The sequence below is a fragment of the Enterobacter sp. C4G1 genome (assembly GCF_052886895.1).
Map to the genome: position 1 here is coordinate 840,311 of NZ_JBQVVV010000002.1, position 26,893 is coordinate 867,203.

The 26,893-nt window shown below is 53.4% G+C and carries 27 protein-coding genes; 14 read left to right on the plus strand and 13 right to left on the minus strand.

All coding sequences use genetic code 11. The annotated features are described in order from the left end of the window. Window positions 1-33: 33 nt before the first annotated feature. The 6 genes from ACT9TW_RS17945 to pspA form a co-directional block, all read right to left on the minus strand. A complete protein-coding gene (locus tag ACT9TW_RS17945; RefSeq protein WP_446493264.1) occupies window positions 34-1,080 on the minus strand; it encodes a TIGR01620 family protein in 1,047 nt (348 codons plus the stop codon). After that, the gene (locus tag ACT9TW_RS17950) at window positions 1,077-2,474 is read right to left on the minus strand and encodes a YcjX family protein (protein ID WP_446493265.1); all 1,398 of its coding nucleotides are present in this window, start codon (window positions 2,472-2,474) and stop codon (window positions 1,077-1,079) included. Before ACT9TW_RS17950 ends, ACT9TW_RS17945 begins: the two co-directional genes overlap by 4 nt. A 115-nt stretch (window positions 2,475-2,589) precedes the next feature. Next, window positions 2,590-2,808: a phage shock protein PspD gene (gene pspD / locus ACT9TW_RS17955; RefSeq protein WP_014070474.1), complete on the minus strand. Its 219-nt coding sequence runs from the start codon at window positions 2,806-2,808 to the stop codon at window positions 2,590-2,592. A gap of 12 nt (window positions 2,809-2,820) precedes the next feature. After that, window positions 2,821-3,180, minus strand: a complete 360-nt coding sequence (gene pspC / locus ACT9TW_RS17960) for an envelope stress response membrane protein PspC (RefSeq protein ID WP_166715505.1) — start codon at window positions 3,178-3,180, stop codon at window positions 2,821-2,823. Continuing rightward, a complete protein-coding gene (gene pspB / locus ACT9TW_RS17965) occupies window positions 3,180-3,404 on the minus strand; it encodes an envelope stress response membrane protein PspB (RefSeq protein WP_014070476.1) in 225 nt (74 codons plus the stop codon). Before pspB ends, pspC begins: the two co-directional genes overlap by 1 nt. 54 nt (window positions 3,405-3,458) lie before the next feature. Then, window positions 3,459-4,127 (minus strand): phage shock protein PspA, encoded by a 669-nt coding sequence (gene pspA / locus ACT9TW_RS17970; RefSeq protein ID WP_182061289.1) that lies wholly within the window; start codon window positions 4,125-4,127, stop codon window positions 3,459-3,461. A gap of 166 nt (window positions 4,128-4,293) precedes the next feature. On the opposite strand from pspA, the gene pspF reads away from it, so the two are divergent. The 10 genes from pspF to pdeR all read left to right on the plus strand — a co-directional run bounded on the left by pspF (window position 4,294) and on the right by pdeR (window position 17,052). Beyond that, a complete protein-coding gene (gene pspF / locus ACT9TW_RS17975) occupies window positions 4,294-5,271 on the plus strand; it encodes a phage shock protein operon transcriptional activator (protein WP_446493266.1) in 978 nt (325 codons plus the stop codon). Between the two features lie 88 nt (window positions 5,272-5,359). Continuing rightward, window positions 5,360-7,000 (plus strand): ABC transporter substrate-binding protein SapA, encoded by a 1,641-nt coding sequence (sapA, locus tag ACT9TW_RS17980; RefSeq protein WP_182061291.1) that lies wholly within the window; start codon window positions 5,360-5,362, stop codon window positions 6,998-7,000. Continuing rightward, window positions 6,997-7,962 (plus strand): putrescine export ABC transporter permease SapB, encoded by a 966-nt coding sequence (gene sapB / locus ACT9TW_RS17985; protein ID WP_182061292.1) that lies wholly within the window; start codon window positions 6,997-6,999, stop codon window positions 7,960-7,962. The genes sapA and sapB overlap by 4 nt, the downstream gene beginning before the upstream one ends. Beyond that, window positions 7,949-8,839, plus strand: coding sequence for a putrescine export ABC transporter permease SapC (gene sapC, locus ACT9TW_RS17990; RefSeq protein WP_182061293.1), 891 nt, complete (start codon window positions 7,949-7,951; stop codon window positions 8,837-8,839). The genes sapB and sapC overlap by 14 nt, the downstream gene beginning before the upstream one ends. Next, complete coding sequence (gene sapD, locus ACT9TW_RS17995) at window positions 8,839-9,831, plus strand: putrescine export ABC transporter ATP-binding protein SapD (protein ID WP_182061294.1); 993 nt, start codon at window positions 8,839-8,841, stop codon at window positions 9,829-9,831. Before sapC ends, sapD begins: the two co-directional genes overlap by 1 nt. A gap of 1 nt (window position 9,832) precedes the next feature. Then, a complete protein-coding gene (sapF, locus tag ACT9TW_RS18000; RefSeq protein ID WP_182061295.1) occupies window positions 9,833-10,639 on the plus strand; it encodes a putrescine export ABC transporter ATP-binding protein SapF in 807 nt (268 codons plus the stop codon). A gap of 124 nt (window positions 10,640-10,763) precedes the next feature. Next, window positions 10,764-11,552: an enoyl-ACP reductase FabI gene (fabI, locus tag ACT9TW_RS18005; protein ID WP_014070484.1), complete on the plus strand. Its 789-nt coding sequence runs from the start codon at window positions 10,764-10,766 to the stop codon at window positions 11,550-11,552. Window positions 11,553-11,707: 155 nt separating this feature from the next. Next, on the plus strand, window positions 11,708-12,712 hold the full coding sequence (locus ACT9TW_RS18010) for a CMD domain-containing protein (protein ID WP_446493267.1): 1,005 nt from the start codon (window positions 11,708-11,710) through the stop codon (window positions 12,710-12,712). Between the two features lie 88 nt (window positions 12,713-12,800). Beyond that, window positions 12,801-14,735 carry an exoribonuclease II gene (locus ACT9TW_RS18015; RefSeq protein ID WP_446493268.1) on the plus strand — a complete coding sequence of 645 codons (1,935 nt, stop codon included), beginning with the start codon at window positions 12,801-12,803 and terminating at the stop codon, window positions 14,733-14,735. A gap of 325 nt (window positions 14,736-15,060) precedes the next feature. After that, window positions 15,061-17,052, plus strand: coding sequence for a cyclic di-GMP phosphodiesterase (pdeR, locus tag ACT9TW_RS18020; RefSeq protein WP_446493269.1), 1,992 nt, complete (start codon window positions 15,061-15,063; stop codon window positions 17,050-17,052). Here the strand turns inward: pdeR and ACT9TW_RS18025 are convergent. Continuing rightward, entirely contained in the window at window positions 17,049-17,918 is an 870-nt protein-coding gene (locus ACT9TW_RS18025; RefSeq protein ID WP_446493270.1) for a crotonase/enoyl-CoA hydratase family protein, read from the minus strand. The genes pdeR and ACT9TW_RS18025 overlap by 4 nt on opposite strands. A gap of 193 nt (window positions 17,919-18,111) precedes the next feature. Between ACT9TW_RS18025 and ACT9TW_RS18030 the strand changes: the two genes are divergently transcribed. From ACT9TW_RS18030 to osmB, 3 genes are all read left to right on the plus strand, one after another. Continuing rightward, a complete protein-coding gene (locus ACT9TW_RS18030; RefSeq protein WP_014070489.1) occupies window positions 18,112-18,294 on the plus strand; it encodes a YciZ family protein in 183 nt (60 codons plus the stop codon). Between the two features lie 44 nt (window positions 18,295-18,338). After that, on the plus strand, window positions 18,339-19,091 hold the full coding sequence (gene yciT / locus ACT9TW_RS18035; RefSeq protein ID WP_315685913.1) for a DNA-binding transcriptional regulator YciT: 753 nt from the start codon (window positions 18,339-18,341) through the stop codon (window positions 19,089-19,091). Between the two features lie 263 nt (window positions 19,092-19,354). Next, window positions 19,355-19,573, plus strand: coding sequence for an osmotically-inducible lipoprotein OsmB (gene osmB / locus ACT9TW_RS18040; protein WP_014070491.1), 219 nt, complete (start codon window positions 19,355-19,357; stop codon window positions 19,571-19,573). 105 nt (window positions 19,574-19,678) lie between these two features. Here osmB and yciH read toward each other — a convergent pair whose 3' ends face one another. The 5 genes from yciH to pgpB form a co-directional block, all read right to left on the minus strand. Further along, window positions 19,679-20,005: a stress response translation initiation inhibitor YciH gene (gene yciH, locus ACT9TW_RS18045; protein ID WP_182061302.1), complete on the minus strand. Its 327-nt coding sequence runs from the start codon at window positions 20,003-20,005 to the stop codon at window positions 19,679-19,681. Further along, the gene (gene pyrF / locus ACT9TW_RS18050; RefSeq protein ID WP_446493271.1) at window positions 20,005-20,742 is read right to left on the minus strand and encodes an orotidine-5'-phosphate decarboxylase; all 738 of its coding nucleotides are present in this window, start codon (window positions 20,740-20,742) and stop codon (window positions 20,005-20,007) included. Before pyrF ends, yciH begins: the two co-directional genes overlap by 1 nt. A gap of 186 nt (window positions 20,743-20,928) precedes the next feature. Then, entirely contained in the window at window positions 20,929-22,098 is a 1,170-nt protein-coding gene (gene lapB, locus ACT9TW_RS18055) for a lipopolysaccharide assembly protein LapB (protein WP_182061304.1), read from the minus strand. A 6-nt stretch (window positions 22,099-22,104) separates the two neighbouring features. Beyond that, entirely contained in the window at window positions 22,105-22,413 is a 309-nt protein-coding gene (locus ACT9TW_RS18060) for a LapA family protein (RefSeq protein WP_014070495.1), read from the minus strand. Window positions 22,414-22,561: 148 nt separating this feature from the next. Next, window positions 22,562-23,329, minus strand: coding sequence for a phosphatidylglycerophosphatase B (gene pgpB, locus ACT9TW_RS18065; protein WP_446493272.1), 768 nt, complete (start codon window positions 23,327-23,329; stop codon window positions 22,562-22,564). Between the two features lie 197 nt (window positions 23,330-23,526). Between pgpB and ribA the strand changes: the two genes are divergently transcribed. Then, window positions 23,527-24,117, plus strand: a complete 591-nt coding sequence (gene ribA / locus ACT9TW_RS18070) for a GTP cyclohydrolase II (protein ID WP_182061306.1) — start codon at window positions 23,527-23,529, stop codon at window positions 24,115-24,117. A 43-nt stretch (window positions 24,118-24,160) separates the two neighbouring features. Here the strand turns inward: ribA and acnA are convergent, their stop codons facing one another. Next, entirely contained in the window at window positions 24,161-26,836 is a 2,676-nt protein-coding gene (acnA, locus tag ACT9TW_RS18075; RefSeq protein WP_446493273.1) for an aconitate hydratase AcnA, read from the minus strand. Window positions 26,837-26,893: the final 57 nt, after the last annotated feature.

The window sequence follows — 26,893 nt, forward strand, 5'->3', positions numbered from 1 at the left end:
CCTGATGGTTAATTAGCCGATGATGTGAGCCAATTACGCTTTTTTGCTCAGCGTATCTTTAAGCTGGCCAATTAACTCGCGGCGGAAATCACCCAACCGGGGTTTGTCGCCGTCTATCCACGGCAGCGGACGGCAAATTTCCATCGCTTTGATCCCCAGACGTGCCGTCAGTAAACCGGCCCCCAGCCCCTGCGCGGCTCGTGCCGACAAACGCGCGGCCAGATCCTGAGACATCCAGTCCATACCGACTTCCCGCACCAGTTCGCTGGCACCGGCAAAGGCAATATTCAGCAAGACCAGGCGGAATAAACGCAGGCGGCTGTAATACCCTAGCTCAATGCCATACAGCGTGGCGATACGGTTAATCAGGCGCAAATTGCGCCACGCAATAAACGCCATATCCACCAGCGCCAGCGGGCTGACGGCAATCATCAGTGTGGATTCCGCCGCCGACCGACTGATTTCCCGACGGGCCTGCGCATCCAGTACCGGTTGCACCATATGGGAATAGAGTGTGACCACTTCCCGATCGTTTTGGGTTTCATGGATAGCGGCGTACCAGCGCTGAAGCGCCGGATGTGACTGATCGATACCCGCCTGGCTTGCCAGTTTTTCACAAAATGCACGCCCTTTACCGGTGGCGTGGCTGTGCAGCAGATCCCGTGCCTCATCGCGCTCATGTGCGCGCTGGCGTAAGCGCCACAGACGACGCCACTCTGTGACCAGCGAGCCGACGCCCGCACCGATGATCAGCGCTCCCGCAGCGCAGCCGCCCATCGCCACCCAGTCCTGGGTTTGCCAGGCATTTACGGCCCACTGGACACCCTGCCCAACCACGCTGGCACCAAACAGTGCCAGCCCGGCGGTCACCATTTTTCGCCACAGGCTACGTTTAGGGCGCAGCGCGGATTCAACGACAGCTTCTGCTTGCCCTTCATCAGCAAGCGGCTCCTCTGACAGAACAGGCGCAAAATTATCGGCCTGAGTCCCGCTGAATGTTTGCGCGGTCCTGAATGCGTCGAGCGGCTCTTTCTCAAGCTGGCCCGTAAAATCAATGCGCGGTTTTAACGGTTCCGTCATCGCAATTTATCTCCAATCAAAAATTCCAGCGCCGCATCAATACGAATATGCGGTAGTGGCTGGTCAACGTTCATTGCCTGCGGGCGAAACGCTTCAAACTGGAATCCCTGGTTTTGCCAGAACGCCTGCCCGGGCAGACGCGCAGGCACTTCGCCGGGATAGACCGTCAGCGGCTCGCCATCGCTTAAGCGGTTGCCGCGCAGCGCCGGGATCTTCTCGCCATTCACGTCAATTAATCCACTCTGGGTCGCCTGAACCGACGCAAGCCCCAGGCAGTCCATGCTAATTCCTTCAAACGCTGCGTTTTGCCACGCATCCTGTACCAGTTGCTGCAACAACGAGACCATATTGGCGTGCTGGTCGACAGTGACATGATCGGCCTTGGTGGCGGCAAACAGCAGCTTGTCGATAACCGGTGAAAACAGCCGACGAAACAGCGTGCGTTGTCCGTAATGGAAACTTTGCATCAACTGCGTCAGCGCCAGGCGCATATCATTAAATGCCTGCGGCCCGCTGTTGAGCGGCTGAAGACAATCCACCAGCACAATCTGGCGGTCGAAACGTAAAAAGTGATTTTTATAAAAACCTTTCACCACTTTTTCGCAGTAGTAGTTGTAACGTTCGCGCAGCATCCCGGCATTGGTGTGTTTATCGGCCTGCGCCAGTTTCGACTCCCCGCTTGCGTCGACGTCCGGCCATGGGAAAAACTGCAACGCCGGCGCACCCGCCAGATCGCCCGGCAGGACAAAACGCCCTGGCTGAATAAAATGCAGCCCTTCCTGCTTACATTGGTGCAGATAGTCGGTCCAGGCTTCAGCAATTACCGCCAGGCGGTTTTCATCCGCAGGCGCCAGTGGATCGAGCCCTTCGCAAAGCTGCCGCCATTTTGCCGACCATTCCGCGCGGTGACCCTGTAACAAACCGGTCATTTGCCGTGACCAGCTCAGATAATCCTGAGCCAGCATGGGTAAATCCAGCAGCCACTCGCCCGGATAATCCACAATTTCGAGATACAGCGTGGAGGTATCCTTAAAGTGGCGCATCAGGGAATCATTCGAACGAAAACGCAGCGCGAGACGAATTTCACTGACCCCGCGCGTGGGCGTCGGCCAGGCGGGAGGGTCGCCGTACAGCTGCGCCAGCCCCTCGTCGTAGGTAAAACGCGGGATGCCAAAATCTCGCTGCGGAACACGCTTCACGCCAAGCAACCGCTCTTCCCGTACCGCACTGAGCAGCGGTAGCCGTGCACCCGCGTGCAGGTTAAGCAGTTGGTTTACCATCGCCGTGATAAAAGCCGTCTTGCCGCTGCGGCTGAGTCCTGTCACAGCAAGTCGCAAATGGCGATCGACGCCACGGTTCACCAGTGAGTTGAGTTCGTTTTTAAGTCGCTTCATCGCCGTCCTTTTTGCCTGAAGGCGTTTATATTCTTAAAAATATGACATGGGGACAAAATGAAAGGAATAAAACCTTAGAGCAAAACGACACGCCAGTCAGCGTGCCGTCTGGAGATTATTTCAGTTTTCCCGAGAGCCGCCCGGCTAATTTTCTCAGCAACGGCTCCAGCGCTACAGCCAGTAACATTTTGACCGGCCTGCGGGCCACGGATTTCACCGCCCAGCCAGCCACACCTGCCGGGCCGTAACGTAAGGCAGTAAACAAAACCAGCTTCCCTGCTAATTTCAGGCCGGGTTTCACCTTTTGCCCCGCCTGTTGCCAGGAGTGATTCATTCGTATTCTCTCTTAAAGCTGACGAAAACGGCTTCGCAACGTAAAGGTATCAGACGTGACATAGCGCTCCATCTCGCGCAAGCGCGTCTCACCGGCGGCCAACTGGGCATCTACCGCATTGAGCAAATCGTTGGTGGTTGGCGCATTTTCGCTGGCCAGTTCACCTTCCGGCATCGGGTCGAGCACAAACGATAAAATGATGTACGCCACCAGCGTAATAAACGCCAGGCCAAAGAAAATCGACAGTACCGTTACCACACGCACCAGTTTCACTGGTACATCGAGATAATGAGCCAGCCCGGCACATACACCGCGAACCATGCCCTGCTGGGGGATTCGCCACAATTTTTTATTCAGGTTCAGCCCGGACATTAACGATCCCTCCAGTTTGGATGTTCCGCATCGAGGATCGCTTCCAGCGCCTGAATGCGTTCGCCCATTTTGTTTGCGTCTGCCGAAAGCTGCACCAGACGCTGTTGTTCACTCTGGGAAAGCTCACCACGAGAAGAACGGTTGCTGTAGTGCAGCCATAACCAAATCGGCAGAACGAACAGCACGAAAATAGTCAGGGGAATGGCCAGAAAAAGCGCGCTCATAGGTACTCCTTTTTTTATGATGCGTGGCGGCACACTCATGTGCCGCACAATTTATTATTGGTTGTCTTGCTTCATTTTGGCTTTAAGCGCCGCCAGTTGCTCGCTGATTTCGTCATCCGCTTTCAAATCTGCAAACTGCTGGTCCAGCGTCTTTTGTTTGCCAATGCCGTGGCTCTCGGCTTCCGCTTCCATCTGATCGATACGACGTTCGAAGGATTCAAAACGAGCCATTGCTTCATCCAGCTTGCCGCTGTCCAGCTGACGGCGCACATCGCGTGATGAACTGGCCGCCTGATGGCGTAACGTCAGCGCCTGCTGGCGGGCACGGGTTTCGCTGAGCTTGTTTTCAAGCTCGCCAATCTCTTTCTTCATACGCGTAAGCGTGTCGTCGACAAGCGTAGCTTCATGCTCAAGCGCGGTGATGAGATCCGCAAGTTTCTGCTTTTCAATCAGCGCGGCGCGAGCCAGGTCTTCTTTATCTTTACGCAGTGCCAGCTCGGCTTTTTCCTGCCATTCATTGAGCTGCGCGGTAGCCTGTTCAATACGACGTGTCAGCTGTTTTTTCTCAGCCAGCGCGCGTGCAGACGTTGAACGGACTTCCACCAGCGTGTCTTCCATTTCCTGAATCATCAGGCGCACCAGCTTCTGCGGATCTTCTGCTTTCTCCAGCAGAGTGTTGATGTTGGCGTTCACGATGTCGGCAAAACGAGAAAAAATACCCATAATTCGATCCTCATAGTTCTGTTATCGGGCAATGCCCTGCTGAACAGATAATACAAATCCCATGCCAACTTTTTATCTTGTTGATTTAACTGATTCTGTTTGATTTTAAACCAACAACACTCTACTCTCACCTGGTGAATATCGCTAACGAGTGGTGAATTTAACTATGGCCGAATTTAAAGATAACCTCCTTGGTGAAGCAAACAGCTTTCTTGAGGTCCTGGAGCAGGTATCGCGCCTGGCACCACTCAATAAACCGGTGCTCATCATTGGGGAGCGCGGAACGGGTAAAGAGCTTATCGCCAACCGATTGCATTTTTTATCCGGACGCTGGGATGGCCCTTTTATCTCCCTGAACTGCGCAGCGCTGAATGAAAACCTGCTGGATTCAGAGCTGTTCGGCCACGAAGCCGGGGCATTTACCGGCGCACAAAAGCGCCACCCCGGCCGTTTTGAGCGTGCGGATGGTGGCACACTGTTTCTGGATGAGCTGGCAACCGCGCCAATGCTGGTACAGGAAAAACTGCTGCGCGTTATTGAATATGGTGAACTGGAGCGTGTTGGCGGGAGCCAGCCATTGCAGGTCAACGTGCGTCTGGTCTGTGCCACCAATGCCGACCTGCCGCAGATGGTTGCGCAGGACAAATTTCGCGCCGACCTGCTGGACAGGCTGGCGTTTGATGTTGTGCAATTGCCGCCACTGCGTGAGCGCCAAAGCGACATCATGTTGTTGGCTGAACAATTCGCCATACAGATGTGTCGTGAACTTGGGTTGCCACTGTTCCCCGGTTTTAGCGATTACGCCCGGGAAACGCTGCTGGGATACCACTGGCCGGGGAATATCCGTGAGCTGAAAAACGTGGTGGAACGGTCTGTTTATCGCCATGGAAGCAGTGAAATGGAGCTGGATAACATTATTCTCGACCCTTTCCAGCGCGCGGAACCGGTACACATAACGCCTGCCATCAGCAACAATTCACCGACGCTGCCGCTGGATCTGCGTCAGTTCCAGCATCATCAGGAACAACAGTTGCTGGAACAGAGCCTGAAACAGGCAAAATATAACCAGAAACGAGCGGCTGAACTGCTGGGTCTGACCTACCATCAATTAAGGGCATTGCTCAAAAAGCATCAAATGCGCTGACAATATCAGCACTTACCCGCAGACATTTTTACGAAGCAGGCGTAAGTGCGATACACTTTGCAGATCGAACCTAAAAACCTTAAATATTATGCGTCTGGTTTTATCGTCCCTGTTTGCGCTCGGCCTGTTCAGCAATACGGTCTTTGCTGCGCCTGAGCGTGCTACGCTCCCTGATATTCGCGATAGCGGCTTTGTCTATTGTGTCAGCGGGCAAGTTGACACCTTTAACCCTCAAAAAGCGGGCAGCGGCCTGATTGTCGACACCCTTGCCGCACAGCTTTACGACCGCCTGCTGGATGTCGACCCTTATACTTACCGCCTGGTGCCGGAACTGGCCGAAAGCTGGGAAGTGCTTGATAACGGCGCGACCTACCGCTTCCATCTGCGCGACGATGTCTCTTTCCAGCGCACGCCCTGGTTTACGCCAACACGCAAACTGAACGCGGATGATGTGGTCTTTACCTTCCAGCGCATCTTTAACCGCAATCATCCGTGGCATAACGTTAATGGCGGGAGCTTCCCCTATTTCGACAGTTTGCAGTTTGCCGATACCGTCAAAAGCGTACGTAAGCTCGACAACAGAACGGTTGAATTTAGCCTGGCGCGCCCGGATGCCTCTTTCTTATGGCACCTGGCAACCCACTATGCCTCAGTGATGTCGGCAGAATACGCGGCGAAACTCACCAGTCAGGATCGTCAGGAGCTGCTCGACAGGCAGCCCGTCGGTACAGGGCCATTCCAGATGGCGGAGTATCGTTCGGGTCAGTACATTCGCCTGCAACGCCACGAACACTTCTGGCGCGGCACACCTCTGATGCCTCAGGTGGTGGTGGACCTCGGTTCCGGCGGTACGGGCCGACTCTCTAAACTGCTTACGGGCGAATGCGACGTGCTCGCCTGGCCTGCCGCCAGCCAGTTAACCATTCTGCGTGACGACCCGCGTTTGCGTTTAACACTGCGTCCGGGCATGAATATCGCCTATCTGGCCTTTAATACGGATAAACCACCGCTCAATAACCCGGCCGTGCGTCATGCGCTGGCCTTAGCGATTAACAACCAGCGCCTGATGCAGTCGATTTACTACGGTACAGCAGAGACTGCGGCTTCTATTTTACCGCGAGCTTCCTGGGCCTATGACGGTGAAGCTAAAATTACGGAATACAATCCGGCAAAATCGCGTGAGCAGCTAAAAGCTCTGGGGGTAGAAAACCTGACGCTCCAGCTCTGGGTGCCAACCAGTTCACAGGCATGGAACCCAAGCCCGCTGAAAACCGCTGAACTGCTCCAGGCCGATATGGCTCAGGTGGGCGTCAAAGTAGTGATCGTGCCGGTCGAGGGGCGTTTCCAGGAGGCGCGACTGATGGACATGAACCATGATTTAACGCTGGCAGGCTGGGCGACCGACAGTAATGACCCGGACAGCTTCTTCCGCCCGCTCCTGAGCTGTGCGGCGATCAACTCGCAAACCAACTATGCCCACTGGTGTAACCGCGAATTTGATGCCGTGCTGCAAAAAGCCCTCGCGTCACAACAATTGGCCTCCCGTATCGACGCCTACGATGAAGCGCAAAACATTCTGGCGAATGAACTTCCCGTGTTGCCGCTCGCCTCGTCCCTGCGCCTTCAGGCTTATCGCTATGACATCAAAGGGCTGGTGCTGAGTCCGTTTGGTAACGCCTCCTTCGCGGGCGTCTCGCGTGAAAAAGAACAAGAGGTGAAAAAACCGTGATTATTTTTACCTTGCGTCGCCTGTTACTGTTGCTGGTAACCCTCTTCTTCCTGACCTTTGTGGGCTTCAGCCTGAGTTATTTCACGCCGCACGCGCCGCTTCAGGGTTCCTCACTGTGGGATGCCTGGTCGTTCTGGTTTAACGGCGTGCTGCACTGGGACTTTGGTGTATCCAGCATCAACGGGCAGTTGATCTCCGAACAGCTGAAAGAGGTTTTCCCGGCCACCATGGAGCTGTGTATTCTGGCCTTCGGATTTGCCCTGCTGGTCGGTATTCCGGTGGGGATGCTGGCGGGGATTTATCGCAATAAATGGCAGGACAAATTTATCAGCGCCCTCGCCCTGCTTGGCTTCTCGATCCCTATCTTCTGGCTGGCGCTGCTGCTGACCCTGTTCTTTTCGCTGACTCTGGGCTGGCTGCCGGTGTCGGGTCGTTTCGACCTGCTCTATACGGTAAAAACGGTGACCGGGTTCGCGATTATTGACGCCTGGCTTTCAGATTCGGTCTGGCGCCATGAAATGATCATCAGTGCTCTGCGCCATATGGTGCTGCCGGTGTTGACGCTGGCCGTTGCACCCACAACCGAAGTGATCCGCCTTATGCGTATCAGCACTATCGACGTGTTTGATCAAAACTACGTTAAAGCGGCGGCCACTCGCGGGCTGTCTCGTCTGACGATCCTGCGCCGTCACGTACTGCATAACGCCCTGCCGCCGGTCATCCCGCGTCTTGGGCTGCAATTTTCGACCATGCTGACCCTGGCGATGATCACTGAGATGGTCTTTAGCTGGCCAGGACTTGGCCGCTGGCTGATTAACGCCATTCGTCAGCAAGACTATGCGGCTATTTCCGCAGGCGTCATGGTGATTGGCTCGCTGGTCATCATCGTTAACGTTATTTCCGATATTTTGGGTGCAATGGCTAACCCACTGAAGCATAAGGAATGGTATGCCTTACGATAACGTATACAGCGAAAAGCGCACACCCGGTGTGCTGCGTACCGTGTGGCGTAAATTCTATGGTGACACCACAGCTATGATTGGCCTGTATGGCTGTGGCGCTCTGGTGTTGTTGTGCATTTTTGGTTCGTGGTTTGCGCCTTATGGAATCGACCAGCAGTTTCTCGGTTATCAGCTTTTACCGCCTTCCTGGTCGCGTTATGGTGAAGTGTCCTTCTTTTTAGGCACTGACGATCTGGGCCGCGATGTATTAAGCCGCCTGCTGAGCGGCGCAGCACCAACGGTGGGTGGTGCGTTTGTGGTTACGCTGGCTGCAACCATTTGCGGCCTGGCGCTGGGGATTTTTGCCGGTTCAACCCACGGTTTGCGCTCCGCCGTGATGAATCACATTCTGGATACGCTGCTCTCTATTCCTTCCCTGCTGCTGGCCATTATCGTCGTGGCCTTTGCTGGCCCGCATCTGACTCATGCCATGTTCGCCGTCTGGCTGGCTATCCTTCCGCGTCTGGTGCGTTCGGTCTATAGCATGGTGCATGACGAGCTGGAAAAAGAGTATGTGGTTGCCGCGCGTCTGGATGGTGCAACCACATTCAATATCTTGTGGTTTGCCGTGCTGCCAAATATTGCGTCCGGGCTGGTCACGGAGATCACCCGCGCCCTGTCGATGGCAATTCTCGATATCGCCGCGCTGGGCTTCCTCGATCTTGGTGCTCAGCTTCCATCTCCCGAATGGGGAGCAATGCTGGGCGACGCGCTGGAACTTATCTACGTCGCCCCCTGGACCGTGATGTTACCCGGGGCCGCGATTATGGTCAGTGTGTTACTGGTCAACCTGCTTGGGGATGGTATTCGCCGGGCAATTAATGCGGGAGTGCAATAATGCCGTTACTCGATATCCGCAACCTGACGATTGAATTCAAGACCGGTGAAGGTTGGGTGAAAGCCGTTGACCGCATCAGCATCACGCTTGCGGAAGGTGAAATCCGGGGGCTGGTGGGTGAATCCGGTTCCGGTAAAAGCCTGATTGCGAAGGCCATCTGTGGTGTTGCGAAAGACAACTGGCGCGTTACCGCTGACCGTATGCGTTTTGATGATATTGACCTGCTACGTCTTTCTCCGCGTGAACGCCGCAAGCTGGTGGGACATAACGTGTCGATGATTTTTCAGGAGCCGCAATCCTGTCTTGATCCCTCCGAGCGTGTGGGTAAACAGCTGATGCAAAATATCCCCGGCTGGACGTACAAGGGCCGCTGGTGGCAACGCGTTGGCTGGCGCAAGCGCCGTGCCATCGAACTGCTGCACAGGGTCGGCATCAAAGATCATAAAGATGCGATGCGCAGCTTCCCTTACGAACTGACCGACGGCGAATGCCAGAAAGTGATGATTGCCATCGCCCTGGCGAACCAGCCGCGTCTGCTGATTGCCGATGAACCCACAAACGCCATGGAACCCACCACCCAGGCACAGATTTTCCGCCTGCTGACGCGTCTTAATCAGAACAACAACACCACCATTTTGCTGATCAGCCATGACCTGCAAATGCTGAGCAAATGGGCCGATAAGATTGATGTGATGTACTGTGGTCAGACGGTAGAAACGGCCATCAGCGAAGAGCTGGTGAACACCCCGCATCATCCTTATACCCAGGCACTGATCCGCGCTATTCCTGATTTTGGCAGCGCCATGCCACACAAAAGCCGCCTGAATACCCTGCCTGGGGCAATTCCGTTGCTGGAATCACTGCCCATCGGCTGTCGTCTTGGCCCGCGCTGCCCTTATGCCCAGCGTAAATGTATTGAGACGCCACGGTTATCAGGGGCCAAAAACCATCTTTATGCCTGTCATTTCCCGTTGAACATGGAGAGAGAGTGAAATGGTCGAAACTTTGCTGGAAGTTCGCAACCTGAGTAAGACCTTTCGCTACCGGACAGGGTTATTTCATCGCCAGACCGTCGAGGCGGTTAAACCCCTGAGCTTTACGCTGCGCGAAAAACAGACGCTGGCCATTATCGGCGAGAACGGCTCCGGAAAATCCACGCTCGCGAAAATGCTCGCCGGAATGGTTGAGCCCACTGCAGGGGAAGTGCTGATTGACGATCATCCGCTGGAATTTGGTGATTACTCGTTTCGCAGCCAGCGCATCCGTATGATTTTTCAGGATCCGTCGACATCCCTCAACCCGCGCCAGCGCATTTCGCAAATTCTGGACTTCCCGCTGAGATTAAACACGGAACTGGAGCCGGAAGAGCGCCGCAAGCGGATTATCGAAACCCTGCGCATGGTCGGCTTGCTGCCTGACCACGAGAGTTATTATCCGCATATGCTTGCTCCGGGGCAGAAGCAGCGTCTGGGCCTGGCGCGCGCGTTAATTTTACGCCCGAAAGTGATTATCGCCGACGAAGCGCTGGCTTCGCTGGATATGTCGATGCGTTCGCAGTTAATTAACCTGATGCTAGAATTGCAGGAAAAACAGGGTATCTCTTATATCTATGTAACCCAGCATCTTGGCATGATGAAGCACATTAGCGATCAGGTGCTGGTGATGCATCAGGGCGAAGTAGTTGAACGCGGAAGCACCGCAGATGTGATGGCCTCCCCACTTCATGAGCTGACGAAAAGACTGATTGCCGGGCATTTTGGTGAAGCCTTAACCGCCGATGCATGGCGAAAAGACCGTTAACCGCGCGTCAAAAGAGTGGTCGGATTAACTAAGCACGCGACACGTGATATTATCGCCGCGTTTTAACGACGATTGTCCCAAGAAGATGACGATCGCCACAACAATGAATATAAGGATTAAAGCTATGGGTTTTCTTTCCGGTAAGCGCATTCTGGTGACCGGCGTTGCCAGCAAACTGTCCATCGCATACGGCATCGCACAGGCTATGCATCGCGAAGGCGCTGAGCTGGCGTTCACCTACCAGAACGACAAGCTGAAAGGCCGTGTTGAAGAGTTTGCCGCGCAGCTGGGTTCCAGCATTGTTCTGGAATGTGACGTTGCACAAGATGAAAGCATCGATGGCATGTTCGCTGAACTGGCAAAAACGTGGGAAAAATTCGACGGTTTCGTTCACTCCATCGGCTTCGCGCCTGGCGACCAGCTGGACGGTGACTACGTGAACGCGGTAACCCGTGAAGGCTTCAAAATCGCTCACGACATCAGCTCTTACAGCTTCGTGGCAATGGCTAAATCTTGCCGCACCATGCTGAACCCGGGCGCTGCACTGCTGACCCTGTCCTATCTGGGCGCAGAGCGTGCAATCCCTAACTACAACGTTATGGGTCTGGCTAAAGCATCCCTGGAAGCAAACGTGCGCTACATGGCGAACGCGATGGGTCCAGAAGGTGTGCGTGTTAACGGTATCTCTGCTGGCCCAATCCGCACCCTGGCGGCGTCTGGCATCAAAGACTTCCGTAAAATGCTGGCACACTGCGAAGCGGTTACTCCGATTCGCCGCACCGTTACCATTGAAGATGTGGGTAACTCCGCAGCATTCCTGTGCTCTGACCTTTCCGCGGGTATCTCCGGCGAAGTGGTTCACGTTGATGGCGGCTTCAACATCGCTGCAATGAACGAGCTGGAAATCAAATAAGTTGTCACTCTCTTCCCGCCCGGGAAGAGAGTTTTTCCTCTCCTGCAAGACCTTTCGTTATTCCGTTCTGCTATTTATTATCACCTAACAATATTTTTCCCCTCATCCGCCTTACGCCAGGATATTGATCGCCATTTTGAGATCAAGGAACGCCCATGGAACAACGCCGTTTTTCTGGCAAAGGCCACTGGTATCATGAAACCCAGTCAAATCATTCGCAGACGGATGTTCTGCCTCTGGTACCCGAAGCCGCTTACGTTGACGATCGTTTTTTGCTCGATTTAGCCCTTCCCGAAGAGATTGTCACCGGATGCGAAAGCTGGCTTGCCCCTGCCAGAGCGCTCTGTCACCAGTTGTTTCCGCTCAACGTCGCCGTAAGCCGTCTGCGGACACTCAGCGCGTACGACAGGCTGAGCACTGCATTGACCGTTGCTCAGGTGTGCGGCGTTCAACGGCTCTGTAACCACTACGCTGCCCTGCTCGCCCCGCTTCCCGGCCCGGATTCCTCACGAGAAAGCAATCGCCGCCTTGCCCAAATTACCCAGTATGCCCGCCAGCTTGCCAGCTCTCCTGACGTTATCGACGATAAAGCGCAGCAACAACTCGATGAAGTCGGTCTGACAACCTACGACATTGTGCTGATCAACCAAATAATCGGCTTTACTGGATTCCAGGCACGCGTGGTGGCGGCGTTTCAGGCCTTACTGGGGCATCCTGTGCGCTGGCTGCCGGGGCATCATATCCAGCCTCATGCGCTAATCAGTGGCACGAACAGGCTTCCGGGTGAATGGGAGTCCAGCCTGCCCGTTGTCGAATTGCGCTATGCCAGTGCCCAGCAGCTTGAACTGCTCGCCCGCTGGCAGGCGCAACCTGAACTTCAGGCGCTGACGCCCGTTCTGTGTCATGAGCCGGCCCTGCTTGCCCTGACCGGGGAGATCCTGACCGGCGGTATTCATTCGTCTGTCGATGATGCATCCTCTGCGGCACTGGCTAGTGCAACTGTGCTGCTAAACTGCTCCCCAGACCGGTTCAGCGCCGCACAATTTACCCCTCTGACCCAAAGTGGCCTGAGCGAAGTTCAGGCAATTAATCTTCTTACCTGGAGTGCATTTAACGGCTGGCTTGACCGTCTTGGCATCGCCTTCGGTAAAGGGGAATAACCATACTAATTACCTAAAGAGCGCTTGCTGTAGCAGTGAGAATCGCGTAAAACTGTCAGCCGCTCAATGGCTACGAAAATAGAACATTATGTTTCAGGACAACCCGCTGCTAGCGCAGCTAAAACAGCAACTGCATTCCCAGACGCCGCGTGCAGAAGGGGTCGTAAAAGCCACGGAAAAGGGCTTTGGCTTCCTTGAAGTCGATGCGCAGAAAAGCTACTTCATTCCGCCTCCGCAGATGAAAAAAGTGATGCACGGCGATCGCGTCACTGCCGTCATTCACACCGAGAAAGAACGTGAGTCCGCCGAGCCGGAAGAATTGATCGAACCTTTCCTGACCCGTTTCGTGGGTAAGGTACATAAAAAAGACGACCGTCTGTCTATCGTTCCGGATCATCCCCTGCTGAAAGATGCCATTCCGTGCCGCGCTGCGCGTGGTGTTGAGCATGATTTTAAAGAAGGTGACTGGGCCGTTGCTGAAATGCGCCGTCATCCTCTGAAAGGCGATCGCGGTTTCTATGCGGAACTAACCCAGTTCATTACCTTTGGCGACGATCATTTCGTCCCATGGTGGGTGACACTGGCACGCCATAATCTTGAAAAAGAAGCGCCAGATGGCGTAGCAACCGAAATGCAGGACGAAGGTCTGGCACGTCGTGACCTGACTGCTCTGAATTTTGTCACTATCGACAGTGCCAGCACTGAAGATATGGATGATGCCCTGTTTGCTGAAGAGTCAGCTGACGGCAAAATGCATCTGACCGTAGCGATTGCCGATCCAACGGCATGGATCGTTGAAGGCAGTAAGCTGGACGATGCCGCGAAAATTCGCGCATTCACCAACTACCTGCCGGGCTTCAACATCCCGATGCTGCCACGCGAACTGTCTGACGATCTCTGCTCGCTGCGTGCGAACGAAATCCGTCCTGTGCTCGCTTGCCGCATGATCATTGCTGCTGACGGTACCATTGAAGACGATATCGAATTCTTTGCCGCCACCATCGAGTCTAAAGCCAAACTGGCCTATGACGACGTTTCTGACTGGCTGGAAAATACCGGCAGCTGGAAACCAGAAAGCGAGGCCATTGCCGCACAGATCCGTCTGCTGCATCGCATCTGCCTGAGCCGTAGCGAATGGCGTACCACTCACGCGCTGGTATTTAAAGACCGTCCTGATTACCGCTTTGTTCTCGGTGACAAAGGCGAAGTGCTGAATATCGTCGCAGAGCCGCGTCGCATCGCTAACCGCATTGTTGAAGAAGCCATGATTTCCGCCAATATTTGTGCCGCGCGCGTGCTGCGCGACAAATTAGGTTTTGGCATTTACAACGTGCATACCGGTTTTGATCCGGCAAACACCGAAGCGCTGGCTGCCCTGCTGAAAAACCATGATGTTCACGTTGATCCAGAAGAAGTGCTGACGCTGAACGGCTTCTGCAAACTGCGCCGCGAGCTGGATGCACAACCATCCGGTTTCCTGGACAGCCGCATTCGTCGCTTCCAGTCCTTCGCTGAAATCAGCACTGAGCCAGGGCCGCACTTTGGTCTGGGCCTTGAAGCCTACGCAACCTGGACTTCTCCAATCCGTAAGTATGGCGATATGGTTAACCACCGCCTGCTGAAAGCGATTATCAAAGGCGAGTCCATTGCGCGTCCGCAGGACGATACCACGGTACAGATGGCTGAACGTCGCCGCCTGAACCGCATGGCTGAGCGCGATGTCGGTGACTGGCTGTATGCGCGTTTCCTGAACGACAAAGCGGGTACTGACACCCGTTTCCCGGCAGAGATCATCGATATCAGCCGTGGTGGGATGCGTGTACGTCTGGTTGATAATGGCGCGGTTGCCTTTATCCCTGCTCCATTCCTGCACGCTGTTCGCGATGAACTGGTTTGTAGCCAGGAAAACGGTACCGTGCAAATCAAAGGCGAAACGGTTTATAAAGTCACAGACGTGATTGACGTAACCATCGCTGAAGTTCGCATGGAAACCCGTAGCATTATCGCGCGCCCTGCTGCCTGATAACTTATTAAAATGTCGGTCATTTCCTTTTTGGAAAGGCCGACATATCTTCAACCCGTCTTATTTCGCCAAATCATCATTTTTTCTTATTATTTTCCTCTTCTACCCGCCAAAACTTGCCAGAATTATCTACATTAAAAGAGAGCCGTCATATCTGGTTACGTGAATTTTTATACCGCACGTATCCTTTTTGACGCGACTCGTTTTAATATAATAAAACTGGGAAAAAACAATAAGTTCACTTCGGTTTTGCCGCTGTCTCACTACGGAAAAGTCGACTGCAATTGAATAATGTTTGCGCTAATGAGCAGCCGCAGGAGAAAACATGATGGATGATCTGGAGCAGAATTTGCTGTTTCGTTACATGGGTACGCACAGCCCCTGGTGGCGACTGACAGCCGATAGCAATGCTCTGCATCTGGCCACCAGCGAAAGTGCCGATGTTATTCAGGTCGTTGCGCTGAGTGATGAGCAGGCCGATCTTATTCGTCAACTTACCGTTATTACTTCCAGTATTACAATGACGTTGTCACTGTATGGTACTGATGTCCCTGTTCATTTGGTCGGCCGTAAAATCAATAAAAAAGAGTGGGCTGGCACAGCATCGGCCTGGAACGATACCCCTTCTGTTGCCCGCGACCTGGTCCAGGGACTCTCATTTGCAGAGCAGGTTGTCTCCGAAGCCAACTCCGTGATTGTCATCCTCGATCAAAACGGGAACATTCAGCGCTTTAACCGTCTTAGTGAGGAGTATACCGGCCTGAAAGAACAGGAAGTGATCGGCCAGAACGTCTTTAAGCTGTTCATGAGCCGCAGTGAAGCGGTCGCATCCAAACGCAACATTACCGGTTTTTTTCGTAACGGCAGTTCCTACGAAGTCGAACGCTGGATCAAAACGCGCAAGGGACAAAGATTGTTTCTGTTCCGAAACAAATTTGTTCACAGCGGTAGCGGTAAGAATGAAATATACCTTATCTGTTCAGGCACCGATATCACCGAGGAACGCCGCGCCCAGGAGCGCCTGCGCGTGCTGGCGAATACCGATACCATCACTGGGTTGCCTAACCGGAATGCTATCCACGAACTGATATCCGACGCCATAGAGGCGCGCGGAGAAACCCAGGTCGGCGTGGTGTATCTCGACCTGGATAACTTCAAAAAGGTAAATGATGCCTACGGGCATATGTTCGGCGATCAGTTATTACAGGCGGTTGCCCTGGCGATCCTGAGTTGTCTGGATGATGGGCAAATCCTCGCCCGTCTCGGTGGCGATGAGTTTATCGTGCTGGCAACGGACACTTCGCAAGGTACGCTGGAGGCGATGGCCTCGCGGATCCTCACCCGCTTACGCCAGCCATTCCGCATCGGACTGATTGAGATTTATACCGGCTGCTCGCTCGGTATCGCCCTTGCGCCTCAGCACGGCATCGATCGCGAAAGCGTCATTCGTAACGCAGATACAGCAATGTATACCGCCAAAGAGAGCGGCCGCGGTAAGTTCTGCGTCTTCTCGCCAGAGATGAACCAGCGCGTTTTCGAGTACCTTTGGCTTGATACCAACCTGCGTAAAGCGCTGGATAACGATCAGTTGCTGATTCACTATCAGCCGAAAATGACCTGGCGTGGCGAAATCAGAAGCCTGGAAGCGCTGGTCCGCTGGCAGTCACCGGAGCGCGGTCTGATCCCGCCGCTGGAGTTTATCTCCTATGCCGAAGAATCGGGGTTGATCGTGCCGCTTGGCCGCTGGGTTATGCTCGATGTGGTACGTCAGGTTGCCAAATGGCGTGATAAGGGTATTAACTTGCGCGTCGCGGTTAATGTCTCGGCGCGTCAGCTTGCCGATCAGACCATTTTCAGCGATTTAAAACAGGCGCTGAAGGATTTAAACTTTGAGTACTGCCCTATCGATGTGGAATTAACCGAAAGCTGCCTGATTGAAAACGAAGAGCTGGCGCTTTCGGTTATCCAGCAGTTCAGCCAACTCGGGGCGCAAATCCACCTGGATGACTTTGGTACGGGGTACTCGTCACTTTCGCAATTAGCTCGTTTCCCAATCGATGCGATTAAGCTCGATCAGTCATTCGTTCGGGATATTCATAAGCAGTCGATATCACAATCGCTGGTGCGCGCGATCGTTGCTGTGGCGCAGGCGCTGAATTTACAAGTTATTGCCGAAGGTGTAGAGAGCGCAAAAGAAGACGCCTTTCTGACTAAGAACGGCGTCAACGAACGGCAGGGTTATCTGTTTGCTAAGCCTATGCCCGCTGCCGCATTCGAGCGATGGCTAAAGCGTTATCAGGCGCGAAAAATGCGTTAACTGGCTTTGCGTAAACCCGCAGCGTGGTGGCGATCCTGCAGCATAACCAGACGTTCCATATAGGCAATATCTTTGGGTTCGAGGCAAAACGCAGCGTCGACCCAATCTTCAGTTATGTCCATCAACTCGCTACGCGGAAGTTGCAGAACGCGAGTACGGGCGCGCAGCATTGCCCTTACCCCGTTCATCTTCGGCTGTAATGTGTCGATAAACGTGCGCACCGCCATATAGCTTTGTCCTGGCTCGAAAAGGACATCCACTAGCCCATGCTGTTCGTACCACTCCGCAGTATGAGATTCCCCTTTGTAGATAAGTTCCTCCGCCAGCTTCATACCTGAACGGCGGGCAACCAGCGAATACCCACCCATACCGGGGAATAAGTTGAAGGCAATTTCAGGAAATCCTAAACGTGCATCGCGCTGGCCAAGAACAAAATGGTGCGCCAGGGCCGCCTCAAATCCACCTCCTAAGGCGCTGCCTTCAACCATCGCCAGTGTGATAGCGCCAGTATCAAAACCGCGTGATGCGGCGTGTACGCAATCGACACAGGCTCGGGCATAGGCACGTAATGCCTCGCGACGCCCGTTCTGGATGCAATCGACAAAGAACTTCAAATCTCCCCCCGTGTTGTACATATCAGGGACAAGCGAACCGGTGACCCAGAAGTCGACAACAAAACCAGACTGCCGCACCAGCCAGGACAAGTTCATGATCTCCTCAATCAACGCGTGGTTGAAGCAAGGTCGTGGCTGGGACCGCAACATCATCCAGACGGTGTGACGTTCCTCCTCATAATACGCAGCGAGTTGGGTAAAACGTTCAGCATCAGTGAACAGTGTGCAAGTAGCTTGATTGATAACTGTCATAGTCTAATTCCTCATATAAAAAAGCGCCTTGCGCGCAGAATTAGCCTAATCCACACATTCAACTCACTGCATGAGGAGGGATAAATTTATCACTTTCATTTATGTAATTTCCTTATTGCATTTTTTCCCTTCTCTTTTGATCCTATTTTCTGCATCATTGAAAATATTAACTTTTCGCTCCAGGGGTGAAATTATGTCCAACATTGATGCACTGACCGTGGCACAACGTATTGATACCGTGCTGGATATCCTGGTTGCGGGCGATTATCACTCTGCTATCCGTAATCTTGAGATCTTAAAATCCGAATTGCTGGCTCAGAATGGCGCCGACACCGCACCAGAAAGCGCGCAACCTAAAGCCCCGTGGGAAGTGTAACCACCACGTTTCCGACCTCGTTCAGCTTTTTTTAAATGGATGCTATGAATTCCCGACAACAACTCATTTTACAGATGGTCATCGATCAGGGACGCGTGAGCGTGGTCGACCTCGCTAAAACCACCGGCGTATCTGAAGTCACAATCCGTCAGGATCTTAATCTGCTGGAAAAACAGAGTTATCTGCGTCGTGCGCACGGGTATGCCGTTCCTCTTGATAGCGAAGACGTCGAAACGCGCATGATGAACAACTATGCGCTGAAGCGTGAACTCGCAGAGTTTGCCGCTTCTCTGGTGAATAATGGTGAGACGGTATTTATCGAAAACGGCAGCAGCAATGCGCTACTGGCGCGTACGCTTGCCGACCAGAAAGACATCACAATCATCACCGTCAGCAGTTATATCGCTCATCTGCTTAAAGAAACCCGCTGCGAAGTGATTCTGCTGGGGGGTATTTATCAGAAAAAAAGCGAGAGTATGGTTGGGCCTCTGACCCGGCAATATGTTCAGCAGGTGCACTTCAGTAAAGCCTTTATCGGGATCGACGGCTGGCAGGCAGAGACAGGTTTTACCGGCCGGGACATGATGCGTTCAGATGTGGTTAACGCGGTACTTGAAAAAGAATGTGAAGCCATTGTTCTCACCGACAGTTCAAAATTTGGCGCGGTTCACCCTTATATGATGGGGCCGATTTCCCGTTTCAGTCGCGTAATTACCGATGATAGGTTAAGTAACGAACATCGCCAGCAACTCGAACATACTGGCCTGACGGTCGATATTGTCAAAAACCCCGCATAATATCTTTTCTGCGCCCGGCTCCCGGGCGCAGGCAATTTCATCTCTGAGAGAATTCCTGGACTGCCTTTAAGACTTTTTACCTGTTTAACCGGCGTTAAAATCGTAAAATTAATATTAGCGATATAACAGGAAGTGACTATCACCTGCGTGATTACGTAACGCCTGCGCGACAAGCTTTCACGGGAAACGGAATTTAAGTATGCCATTGGTCTATACTTAACGTGTATTTCTTTCCGTGAATCGATAATTCAGGAGAAAGTATTATGTCTTTAACCAGCAAAAAATTAACCGCAGCTGTTCTGGCTGTTGCTTTGGCAATGTCCCTGAGCGCATGTTCCAACTGGTCAAAACGCGACCGTAACACTGCCATTGGTGCCGGCGCCGGTGCACTCGGTGGTGCGGTCTTAACTGACGGTAGTACGCTGGGTACGTTAGGTGGTGCTGCTGTTGGCGGTATTATCGGTCACCAGGTGGGCAAATAATCTCCATAACGGCAGCCACCGATATAAAGATAATTTTGAATATATTTCAGGTCTGACTTACGCACGTAAAAATAGAGCCACGGTATTTACCGTGGCTCACTTATTTTAACCGCCCGCCAGTTTTACTTTCATACCTTTGGCTTCGAGCAGTGATTTAATTAAATCTCGTTTGTCGCCCTGAATTTCAATAATACCGTCTTTCACAGCGCCGCCACATCCGCATTTCTTTTTAAGCTCAGCTGCAAGTTTCGCCAGTTCAGCATCGTCTGCATCAATACCGGTAATCAGGCAAACACCTTTACCCTTTCTGCCACTGGTCTGACGCTGGATGCGCACTACGCCGTCGCCTTTCGGACGCTCTGCCGCGGCTTTGGGTTCATCGATGCGCCCGGTTTCAGTGGAGTACACCAGGCGGCTGTTAGAATCGCTCATTACGCGCCCTTCTTCAGTGAGGCATTGATGGCCTTCAGCGTTTGAGCCGGGTTAGCCGATTGCGTTACCGGGCGACCGATAACCATATAGTCAACACCCGCCGCCAGTGCCTGCTCAGGCGTCATGATGCGGCGCTGATCGCCCACGTCACTTCCTGCCGGACGAATACCCGGTGTGACCAGCTTGAACGCTTGACCCAGTTCAGATTTGAAACGTACAGCTTCCTGCGCGGAACAGACCACTCCGTCCAGACCACAGTTTTGTGTCAGGCGCGCAAGGCGTTCAGCATGCTCAGCAGGTGACAACGTCACGCCAAGATCGCGCAGGTCACTTTCGTCCATGCTGGTCAGAACTGTTACGGCAATCAGTAATGGCGCGTCTTTGCCAAAAGATACAAGCGCTTCACGCGCGGCAGTCATCATACGCGCCCCGCCCGATGCGTGGACGTTTACCATCCATACACCCAGTTCGGCAGCCGCGGCAACCGCATGTGCCGTGGTGTTGGGGATATCGTGAAATTTCAGATCGAGGAAGATTTCAAAGCCACGCTGTTGGAGATCACGCACGATTTGCGGCCCAAACAGCGTGAACATTTCTTTGCCGACTTTAAGGCGGCAGTCACGCGGATCAATGCCATCGACGAAGGCAAGTGCAGCATCGCGGTTATTGTAATCGAGTGCAACAACAACAGGAGAATCAGTAACTACGCGGGAAGCGGAGGAAGTAACAGACGTCATGACCAGCCCTTTTTCGTCTATGGGCGCGCAGCGGCGCGGAACAGATAAACGGCCAGCATTCTACCTGTCGGCGCCACAAATGAACAGAATCGATTTATTTTCCTGCCAGGCTAATGACTGCACGGTGCTGACAATGTATAAAACACATATTAGCATGTTGTAACTAAAATAATGCGTTTTAAAAAATTACTGCCCGTCAAGGCCGCGAATAGGCTTAATCGTGGACCACGCACGGCACGAAGGACAGTGCCAGTAAAGCGTATAAGCGGTGAAACCGCATTTCTGGCAGCGATAGCGCGGCTTACTGCGCACCTGTTCACCCACCATGTCGCGCAGCACCATCAGGCTCTCTTTAGCGCGCCCTTCTTCCGCATCATTCAGGTGATAGTCCATCAGCTTATGGAAGACCCGCATAGTTGGATGGCGCTGAAGCTGACGCGTGATATACACCTGTGCCGTGTCACTGCCTTCGTGCTGTTCAACAACGTCAGACAGCATCAGCTCGGCGGTAGCTCCGGTGTTTTCCTCGACACAGCGACGCAGGAAGGTGACCCACTCATCTTGTTTATTCAACTGCTGGTAGCAGGTTTGCAGCATTTCCAGCGTTTCACTGACCAGCTCTTTATCCTGATCAATCACCCGCAGCAGGCATTCCACCGCTTTGGCAAACTCACCGTTTGCCATAAAAACGCGACCCATCATGATGGAAATACGCGCACTGTTACGGTCAGCCGCGGCACCTTTTTTCAGCAATGTCATGGCTTTATCCATGTCATCACTGCCCATCTGTTGCAATGCAAGTTCACAGTAGAAATGGGCTATCTCAACACGCTGTTTGTCTTTACCCAACTTCACCAGACGTTCAGCAGTATCAATGGCCTTCTGCCAGTCGCTTGTCGCCTGGTAGATCTGCAACAGCTGCTGCAACGCGCTGATTCGAAAATCGGTTTCATCGACCAGTTGCGTAAACATGTCTTCGGCACGGTCGTACAGACCGGCGGCCATGTAGTCACGGCCCAGTTGCTGAACTGCGAGTAAGCGCTGATCGTAGGTCAGCGATGCGCTTTCCATGAGGGTCTGGTGAATGCGGATCGCGCGGTCAACTTCGCCACGCGAGCGGAACAGGTTTCCGAGGGTAAGATGGGCTTCAACGGTACCGGTGTCCTCTTTAAGCATGTCGAGGAACAGGTCTACCGCTTTATCCTGTTGGTTGCTAAGCAGGAAGTTCACCCCCGCAACATAGTCACGGGAGAGTCGGTTTGCTTCATCCTGCTTTGTTTGTTGCGCACTTCTGCGGCCCATATACCAGCCATAGGCTGCGGCTACAGGCAAAAGCAGAAACAACAACTCCAGCATATTCGATTATTCCTTGGCTACCGGCACACCAGAACGCTCTGGAATGTCAGTCGCGGGCGCAATTTGAAGTTCAAGGCGTTTGATTTTACGTTCAGCGCGCGCAAGAGAAACACGAACTTTAAGCCAGAACAGACCGCAAACCAGCCAGCCGATGATAAACCCCGCAGCGAACAACACCGCGAGCAGGCTTGATACCCGGTACTCACCTTGTGCCAGCAGATAGTTAAACGTCACCTGTTGGTCGTTCTGCGCACCCAATGTGACCGAAATGACAAAAATTGCCAATACCAGTAAGAAAATGAGTAAATATTTCACATTACTTCCCGTTATGTGGTTCAAGCGAATAAAGTGTGTTCAACTTACCGCAATCAGCCTTATAAACTATCATTTTAGTGACGGGCGCGATACGGAAAAAGTAACGCGCCAGCATGGGATTTATGGGCTAAATGCAGAATATCAACCGTCAGACCCTGCTTTGCTCTCTTTCCGCGATTTCTTTCTTCTCTTCCGGTGGCGGCGTCAGCGGCCCACACACTCTCTGGGCAAGCCAGGTAGCAAAGGTCACCAGCACCCAGGAGATCAGCGTGGCAACAATCAAATCACGTGGCCAGTGCATACCCAGCAGCAGACGGCTTCCCATCACAGCCGTTGCCCACACCAGCAACACTGCTATCGTCACCGTCCGGCGACGTGGCCAGAGTAACCCCACACCAAGTAACGCCCAGCTGGCAGCAAACATCGTATGACCGGAAGGAAACGCGAAGCCAGCTTCTTTTTGCCAGTGCTTACGCAAAAATTTGGGAATATCCTGTTGTTCCGAAAGCTGCTCTTTGACCAGCGCGCCACGGTCTTTACGCTTTAAATTGTAGAACTCATCCACCGGGACATGGTGCGTTTTTTCCAGCCAAATAACGAACGGACGCGGCTCCTGCACATGGTCTTTCACCCAGGACTTCACCCCTTGCCCGACGACAATTGCCGCCGCAAGAATGGCAAATAACATTACCGCAGGGCGAAGACGAAAACGCAGGCACCACAGGAACCATGCACACAACAGTACATGGGTAATGATCCCCCAGGGTTGAGAAACCGTTTCTGTTATCCAGTACAGAACTTTAAGCCAGGCAGTATGTTGTCCGGGCTGCCATGTCCAGCCGGAAATCCACACGGCCAGAGGCATGAAAAGTAAGATGGCCGCACCTGCTGCCGTTCGTCGGGCAATTGAAAGCATGTCTTCTCCTTGTTCGCTAAGCGTCACAATCATAACTGAATTTAGCCCGGCAGGTGGATATGTCGGATCGTGCGTTTAACGTTCGTATAGCATGGTGGCGATTAGGCGAAGTTGCTGAGCTTGTGGCAAAATGAACAGATACAGAAAGCCAAACAGGCGAAAGACACGAAACGTGTCAGCATACTCTGGAGAATCACATGCAGCTTAAACGTGTGGCAGAAGCCAAACTGCCAACCCCATGGGGCGATTTCCTGATGGTGGGATTTGAAGAACTGGCAACCGGACAGGATCACGTCGCCTTAGTGTTTGGCGACATTTCAGGGCAGACGCCGGTGTTGTCTCGCGTCCATTCGGAGTGTCTGACTGGCGATGCCTTGTTCAGCCTGCGCTGCGACTGCGGTTTCCAGTTGGAAGCGGCCCTGACGCACATCGCGGAGGAAGGTCGTGGGGTTCTGCTCTATCACCGCCAGGAAGGCCGTAATATCGGTCTGCTGAATAAAATCCGTGCTTACGCCCTTCAGGATCAGGGTTACGATACGGTCGAAGCTAACCATCAACTCGGTTTTGCCGCCGATGAGCGTGATTTCACCCTGTGTGCAGATATGTTCAAGCTGCTGGGTGTGGATGCAGTGCGTCTGCTGACGAACAACCCGCGTAAAGTTGAGATCCTGACGGAAGCCGGCATCAATATTGTTGAACGTGTACCGCTGATTGTGGGGCGTAACCCGAAAAATGCCCACTATCTCGACACCAAAGCCGCGAAAATGGGCCATCTGTTAAGCGAATAATTGCGGTAAGCCCGGCGCGATAATTCGCGCCGGGCACGTTCAATCAATCCAGCATCTTCCGAATCACATAGTGCAGGATGCCGTCGTTCTGGTAATACGTCAGCTCTGTTGCGGTATCAATACGACACCGGCAATCAAGCATTTCATTTTTACCGTCAGCACGCGTAAGCTTCACCGGCACCGTTTTACCCGGTTGCAGATTTTGCAATCCACTGATGTCTATCTGCTCCTCCCCGGTCAATCCCAGCGTTTTGCGCGTCATGCCCTGCGGGAACTCAAGCGGCAAAATCCCCATACCAATCAGATTCGAGCGGTGAATACGTTCAAATGACTCGGCAATAACCACCCGTACACCCAGCAAACGCGGTCCTTTTGCCGCCCAGTCACGGCTTGAGCCGGAACCGTACTCTTTACCGGCGATAACCGCGAGTGGAACACCCGCCTGCTGATAACTGACCGCCGCATCATAAATCGATATAACTTCCGTTCCTGGCAGATAGCGAGTCATGCCCCCTTCCACGCCCGGTACCATTTCATTGCGGATACGAATATTGGCAAACGTACCGCGCATCATGACCTCATGGTTACCACGACGCGAACCGTACGAGTTAAAGTCCCTGCGCTCCACACCACGTCCTTGCAGATAGCGCCCTGCAGGGCTGTCGGCTTTTATACTGCCTGCCGGAGAGATATGGTCTGTGGTAACGGAATCGCCCAGCATTGCCAGCACGCGCGCCCCCTGGATATCTTTCAGCGGCGCAGGCTGAGCCTGCATCTCATCAAAGAAAGGCGACAGGCGGATATAAGTCGAATCATCCTGCCAGGCGTAGGTGTCAGACCCCTCTACCGCAATGGCTTTCCACTCAGGCGTGCCTTCAAACACTTCCGAGTACTCTTTATGGAACATTTCGGTAGAAACCTGCTCAACCGCGCGCGCAATTTCCTGCGATGTCGGCCAGATATCTTTGAGGTAAACCGGCTGGTTGTTCCTGTCCTGGCCAAGCGGATCGGAAACCAGATTGATGTTCATGTTGCCGGCCAGCGCATAAGCCACAACCAACGGAGGTGATGCCAGCCAGTTCGTTTTCACCAGCGGGTGAATACGGCCTTCGAAATTGCGGTTACCGGACAAAACAGCCCCAACCGTCAGATCACCCTGTTTTATCGCCAGCTCAATAGGCTCAGGCAGGGGCCCTGAGTTCCCGATGCAGGTGGTACATCCGTATCCCACAAGATTAAACCCAAGTTCGTCCAGATACGGTGTGAGTTTTGCCTTTGCCAGATAATCGGATACCACTTTCGACCCCGGAGCCAGCGATGCTTTCACCCACGGCTGCGGTTTTAACCCCAGCTCTACGGCTTTTTTCGCCAGCAGGCCCGCCGCCATCAGCACGCTCGGATTAGAGGTATTGGTACAGGAGGTAATTGCCGCAATGACAACCGCGCCTTCCGGCAGCTGCCAGGTTTGCCCGTTCAGCACATAATCTACCGGGCGATGATCTTTTTGCGCTGCGTTAAGCTCCAGCTCGTTACTGGCCGCAAACGCTTTTGGTACGTTTTGTAGCGCCACCCTATCCTGCGGACGTTTTGGCCCTGCCAGGCTTGCCTCTACGGAGCCCATATCAAGCTCCAGCGTGCTGGTAAAGACCGGCTCATCGCCCGGGTTGCGCCACATCCCCTGCGCTTTAGTGTAAGCCTCTACAAGCGCCACCTGCTCTTCTGTGCGCCCACTCAGGCGTAAATATTCCAGCGTGACATTATCAACCGGGAAAAAGCCGCAGGTTGCACCATACTCTGGCGACATATTGGCAATAGTGGCACGGTCGGCAAGCGGCAGTGAATCAAGGCCGTCACCGTAGAACTCAACAAATTTGCCGACCACACCATGCTGGCGCAGCATCTGAGTGACGGTCAGCACCAGGTCTGTGGCAGTAATACCCTCAGGGAGCTTGCCGTTGAGTTTAAAACCCACTACGTCGGGTATTAGCATTGAAACCGGCTGCCCGAGCATCGCGGCTTCAGCTTCAATCCCCCCCACGCCCCAGCCCAGCACGCCAAGGCCATTGATCATAGTGGTATGGGAATCAGTGCCCACCAGCGTGTCAGGATAAGCGACCCACTCTTTACCCTGTAATTCGCTCCAGACGGCTTTACCCAGATATTCGAGGTTAACCTGGTGGCAAATACCGGTGCCGGGTGGCACGACGCTGAAGCGGCTGAACGCCTGTTGTCCCCACTTCAGAAAGACATAGCGTTCGTGATTGCGCTCCATCTCCAGACGCACGTTCTCATCGAACGCGTCTTCGTCACCAAAGCGGTCGACGGTGACGGAGTGGTCAATAACCAGATCAACCGGGGATAGCGGGTTTACTTTCGCTGTGTCACCACCGAGACGTTTTACGGCTTCCCGCATGGCGGCTAAATCAACAACGGCAGGTACACCCGTGAAGTCCTGCATCAGTACCCTCGCGGGGCGATAGGCAATTTCCCGATCAGCGTGGGCATGTTTTAACCATCCGGCCAGCGCATGAATGTCATCAGCAGTGACAGAATCGCCATCCTGCCAGCGTAAGAGGTTTTCCAGTAAAACTTTCAGCGACTTGGGTAACCGCGAAATGTCCCCAAGGCTTTTGGCAGCCAGCGGCAAACTGTAGTAATGCCAGGTTTTGTTTTCTGCCTGTAACGTGTCCTTACTGGCTTCGCGTAGGGTTAACGACATAAGCTCCTCCATAATTACAGGGATACCCTGATTAACTCCAGGGCTGTAATTAAAGAT

Bases quoted from the DNA above. Each gene is read 5' to 3' on its own strand.
- pdeR (WP_446493269.1), top strand. From the start codon at position 15,061: ATGATGGATGATCTGGAGCAGAATTTGCTGTTTCGTTACATGGGTACG.
- fabI (WP_014070484.1), top strand. From the start codon at position 10,764: ATGGGTTTTCTTTCCGGTAAGCGCATTCTGGTGACCGGCGTTGCCAGC.
- ACT9TW_RS18025 (WP_446493270.1), bottom strand. From the start codon at position 17,918: ATGACAGTTATCAATCAAGCTACTTGCACACTGTTCACTGATGCTGAA.
- pspF (WP_446493266.1), top strand. From the start codon at position 4,294: ATGGCCGAATTTAAAGATAACCTCCTTGGTGAAGCAAACAGCTTTCTT.
- pspB (WP_014070476.1), bottom strand. From the start codon at position 3,404: ATGAGCGCGCTTTTTCTGGCCATTCCCCTGACTATTTTCGTGCTGTTC.
- ACT9TW_RS17950 (WP_446493265.1), bottom strand. From the start codon at position 2,474: ATGAAGCGACTTAAAAACGAACTCAACTCACTGGTGAACCGTGGCGTC.
- sapC (WP_182061293.1), top strand. From the start codon at position 7,949: ATGCCTTACGATAACGTATACAGCGAAAAGCGCACACCCGGTGTGCTG.
- ACT9TW_RS18030 (WP_014070489.1), top strand. From the start codon at position 18,112: ATGTCCAACATTGATGCACTGACCGTGGCACAACGTATTGATACCGTG.
- yciH (WP_182061302.1), bottom strand. From the start codon at position 20,005: ATGAGCGATTCTAACAGCCGCCTGGTGTACTCCACTGAAACCGGGCGC.
- ACT9TW_RS17945 (WP_446493264.1), bottom strand. From the start codon at position 1,080: ATGACGGAACCGTTAAAACCGCGCATTGATTTTACGGGCCAGCTTGAG.
- acnA (WP_446493273.1), bottom strand. From the start codon at position 26,836: ATGTCGTTAACCCTACGCGAAGCCAGTAAGGACACGTTACAGGCAGAA.
- pspA (WP_182061289.1), bottom strand. From the start codon at position 4,127: ATGGGTATTTTTTCTCGTTTTGCCGACATCGTGAACGCCAACATCAAC.
- pgpB (WP_446493272.1), bottom strand. From the start codon at position 23,329: ATGCTTTCAATTGCCCGACGAACGGCAGCAGGTGCGGCCATCTTACTT.
- pspC (WP_166715505.1), bottom strand. From the start codon at position 3,180: ATGTCCGGGCTGAACCTGAATAAAAAATTGTGGCGAATCCCCCAGCAG.
- sapF (WP_182061295.1), top strand. From the start codon at position 9,833: ATGGTCGAAACTTTGCTGGAAGTTCGCAACCTGAGTAAGACCTTTCGC.
- ACT9TW_RS18010 (WP_446493267.1), top strand. From the start codon at position 11,708: ATGGAACAACGCCGTTTTTCTGGCAAAGGCCACTGGTATCATGAAACC.
- yciT (WP_315685913.1), top strand. From the start codon at position 18,339: ATGAATTCCCGACAACAACTCATTTTACAGATGGTCATCGATCAGGGA.
- lapB (WP_182061304.1), bottom strand. From the start codon at position 22,098: ATGCTGGAGTTGTTGTTTCTGCTTTTGCCTGTAGCCGCAGCCTATGGC.
- sapA (WP_182061291.1), top strand. From the start codon at position 5,360: ATGCGTCTGGTTTTATCGTCCCTGTTTGCGCTCGGCCTGTTCAGCAAT.
- ACT9TW_RS18015 (WP_446493268.1), top strand. From the start codon at position 12,801: ATGTTTCAGGACAACCCGCTGCTAGCGCAGCTAAAACAGCAACTGCAT.
- pyrF (WP_446493271.1), bottom strand. From the start codon at position 20,742: ATGACGTCTGTTACTTCCTCCGCTTCCCGCGTAGTTACTGATTCTCCT.
- osmB (WP_014070491.1), top strand. From the start codon at position 19,355: ATGTCTTTAACCAGCAAAAAATTAACCGCAGCTGTTCTGGCTGTTGCT.
- sapD (WP_182061294.1), top strand. From the start codon at position 8,839: ATGCCGTTACTCGATATCCGCAACCTGACGATTGAATTCAAGACCGGT.
- ribA (WP_182061306.1), top strand. From the start codon at position 23,527: ATGCAGCTTAAACGTGTGGCAGAAGCCAAACTGCCAACCCCATGGGGC.
- pspD (WP_014070474.1), bottom strand. From the start codon at position 2,808: ATGAATCACTCCTGGCAACAGGCGGGGCAAAAGGTGAAACCCGGCCTG.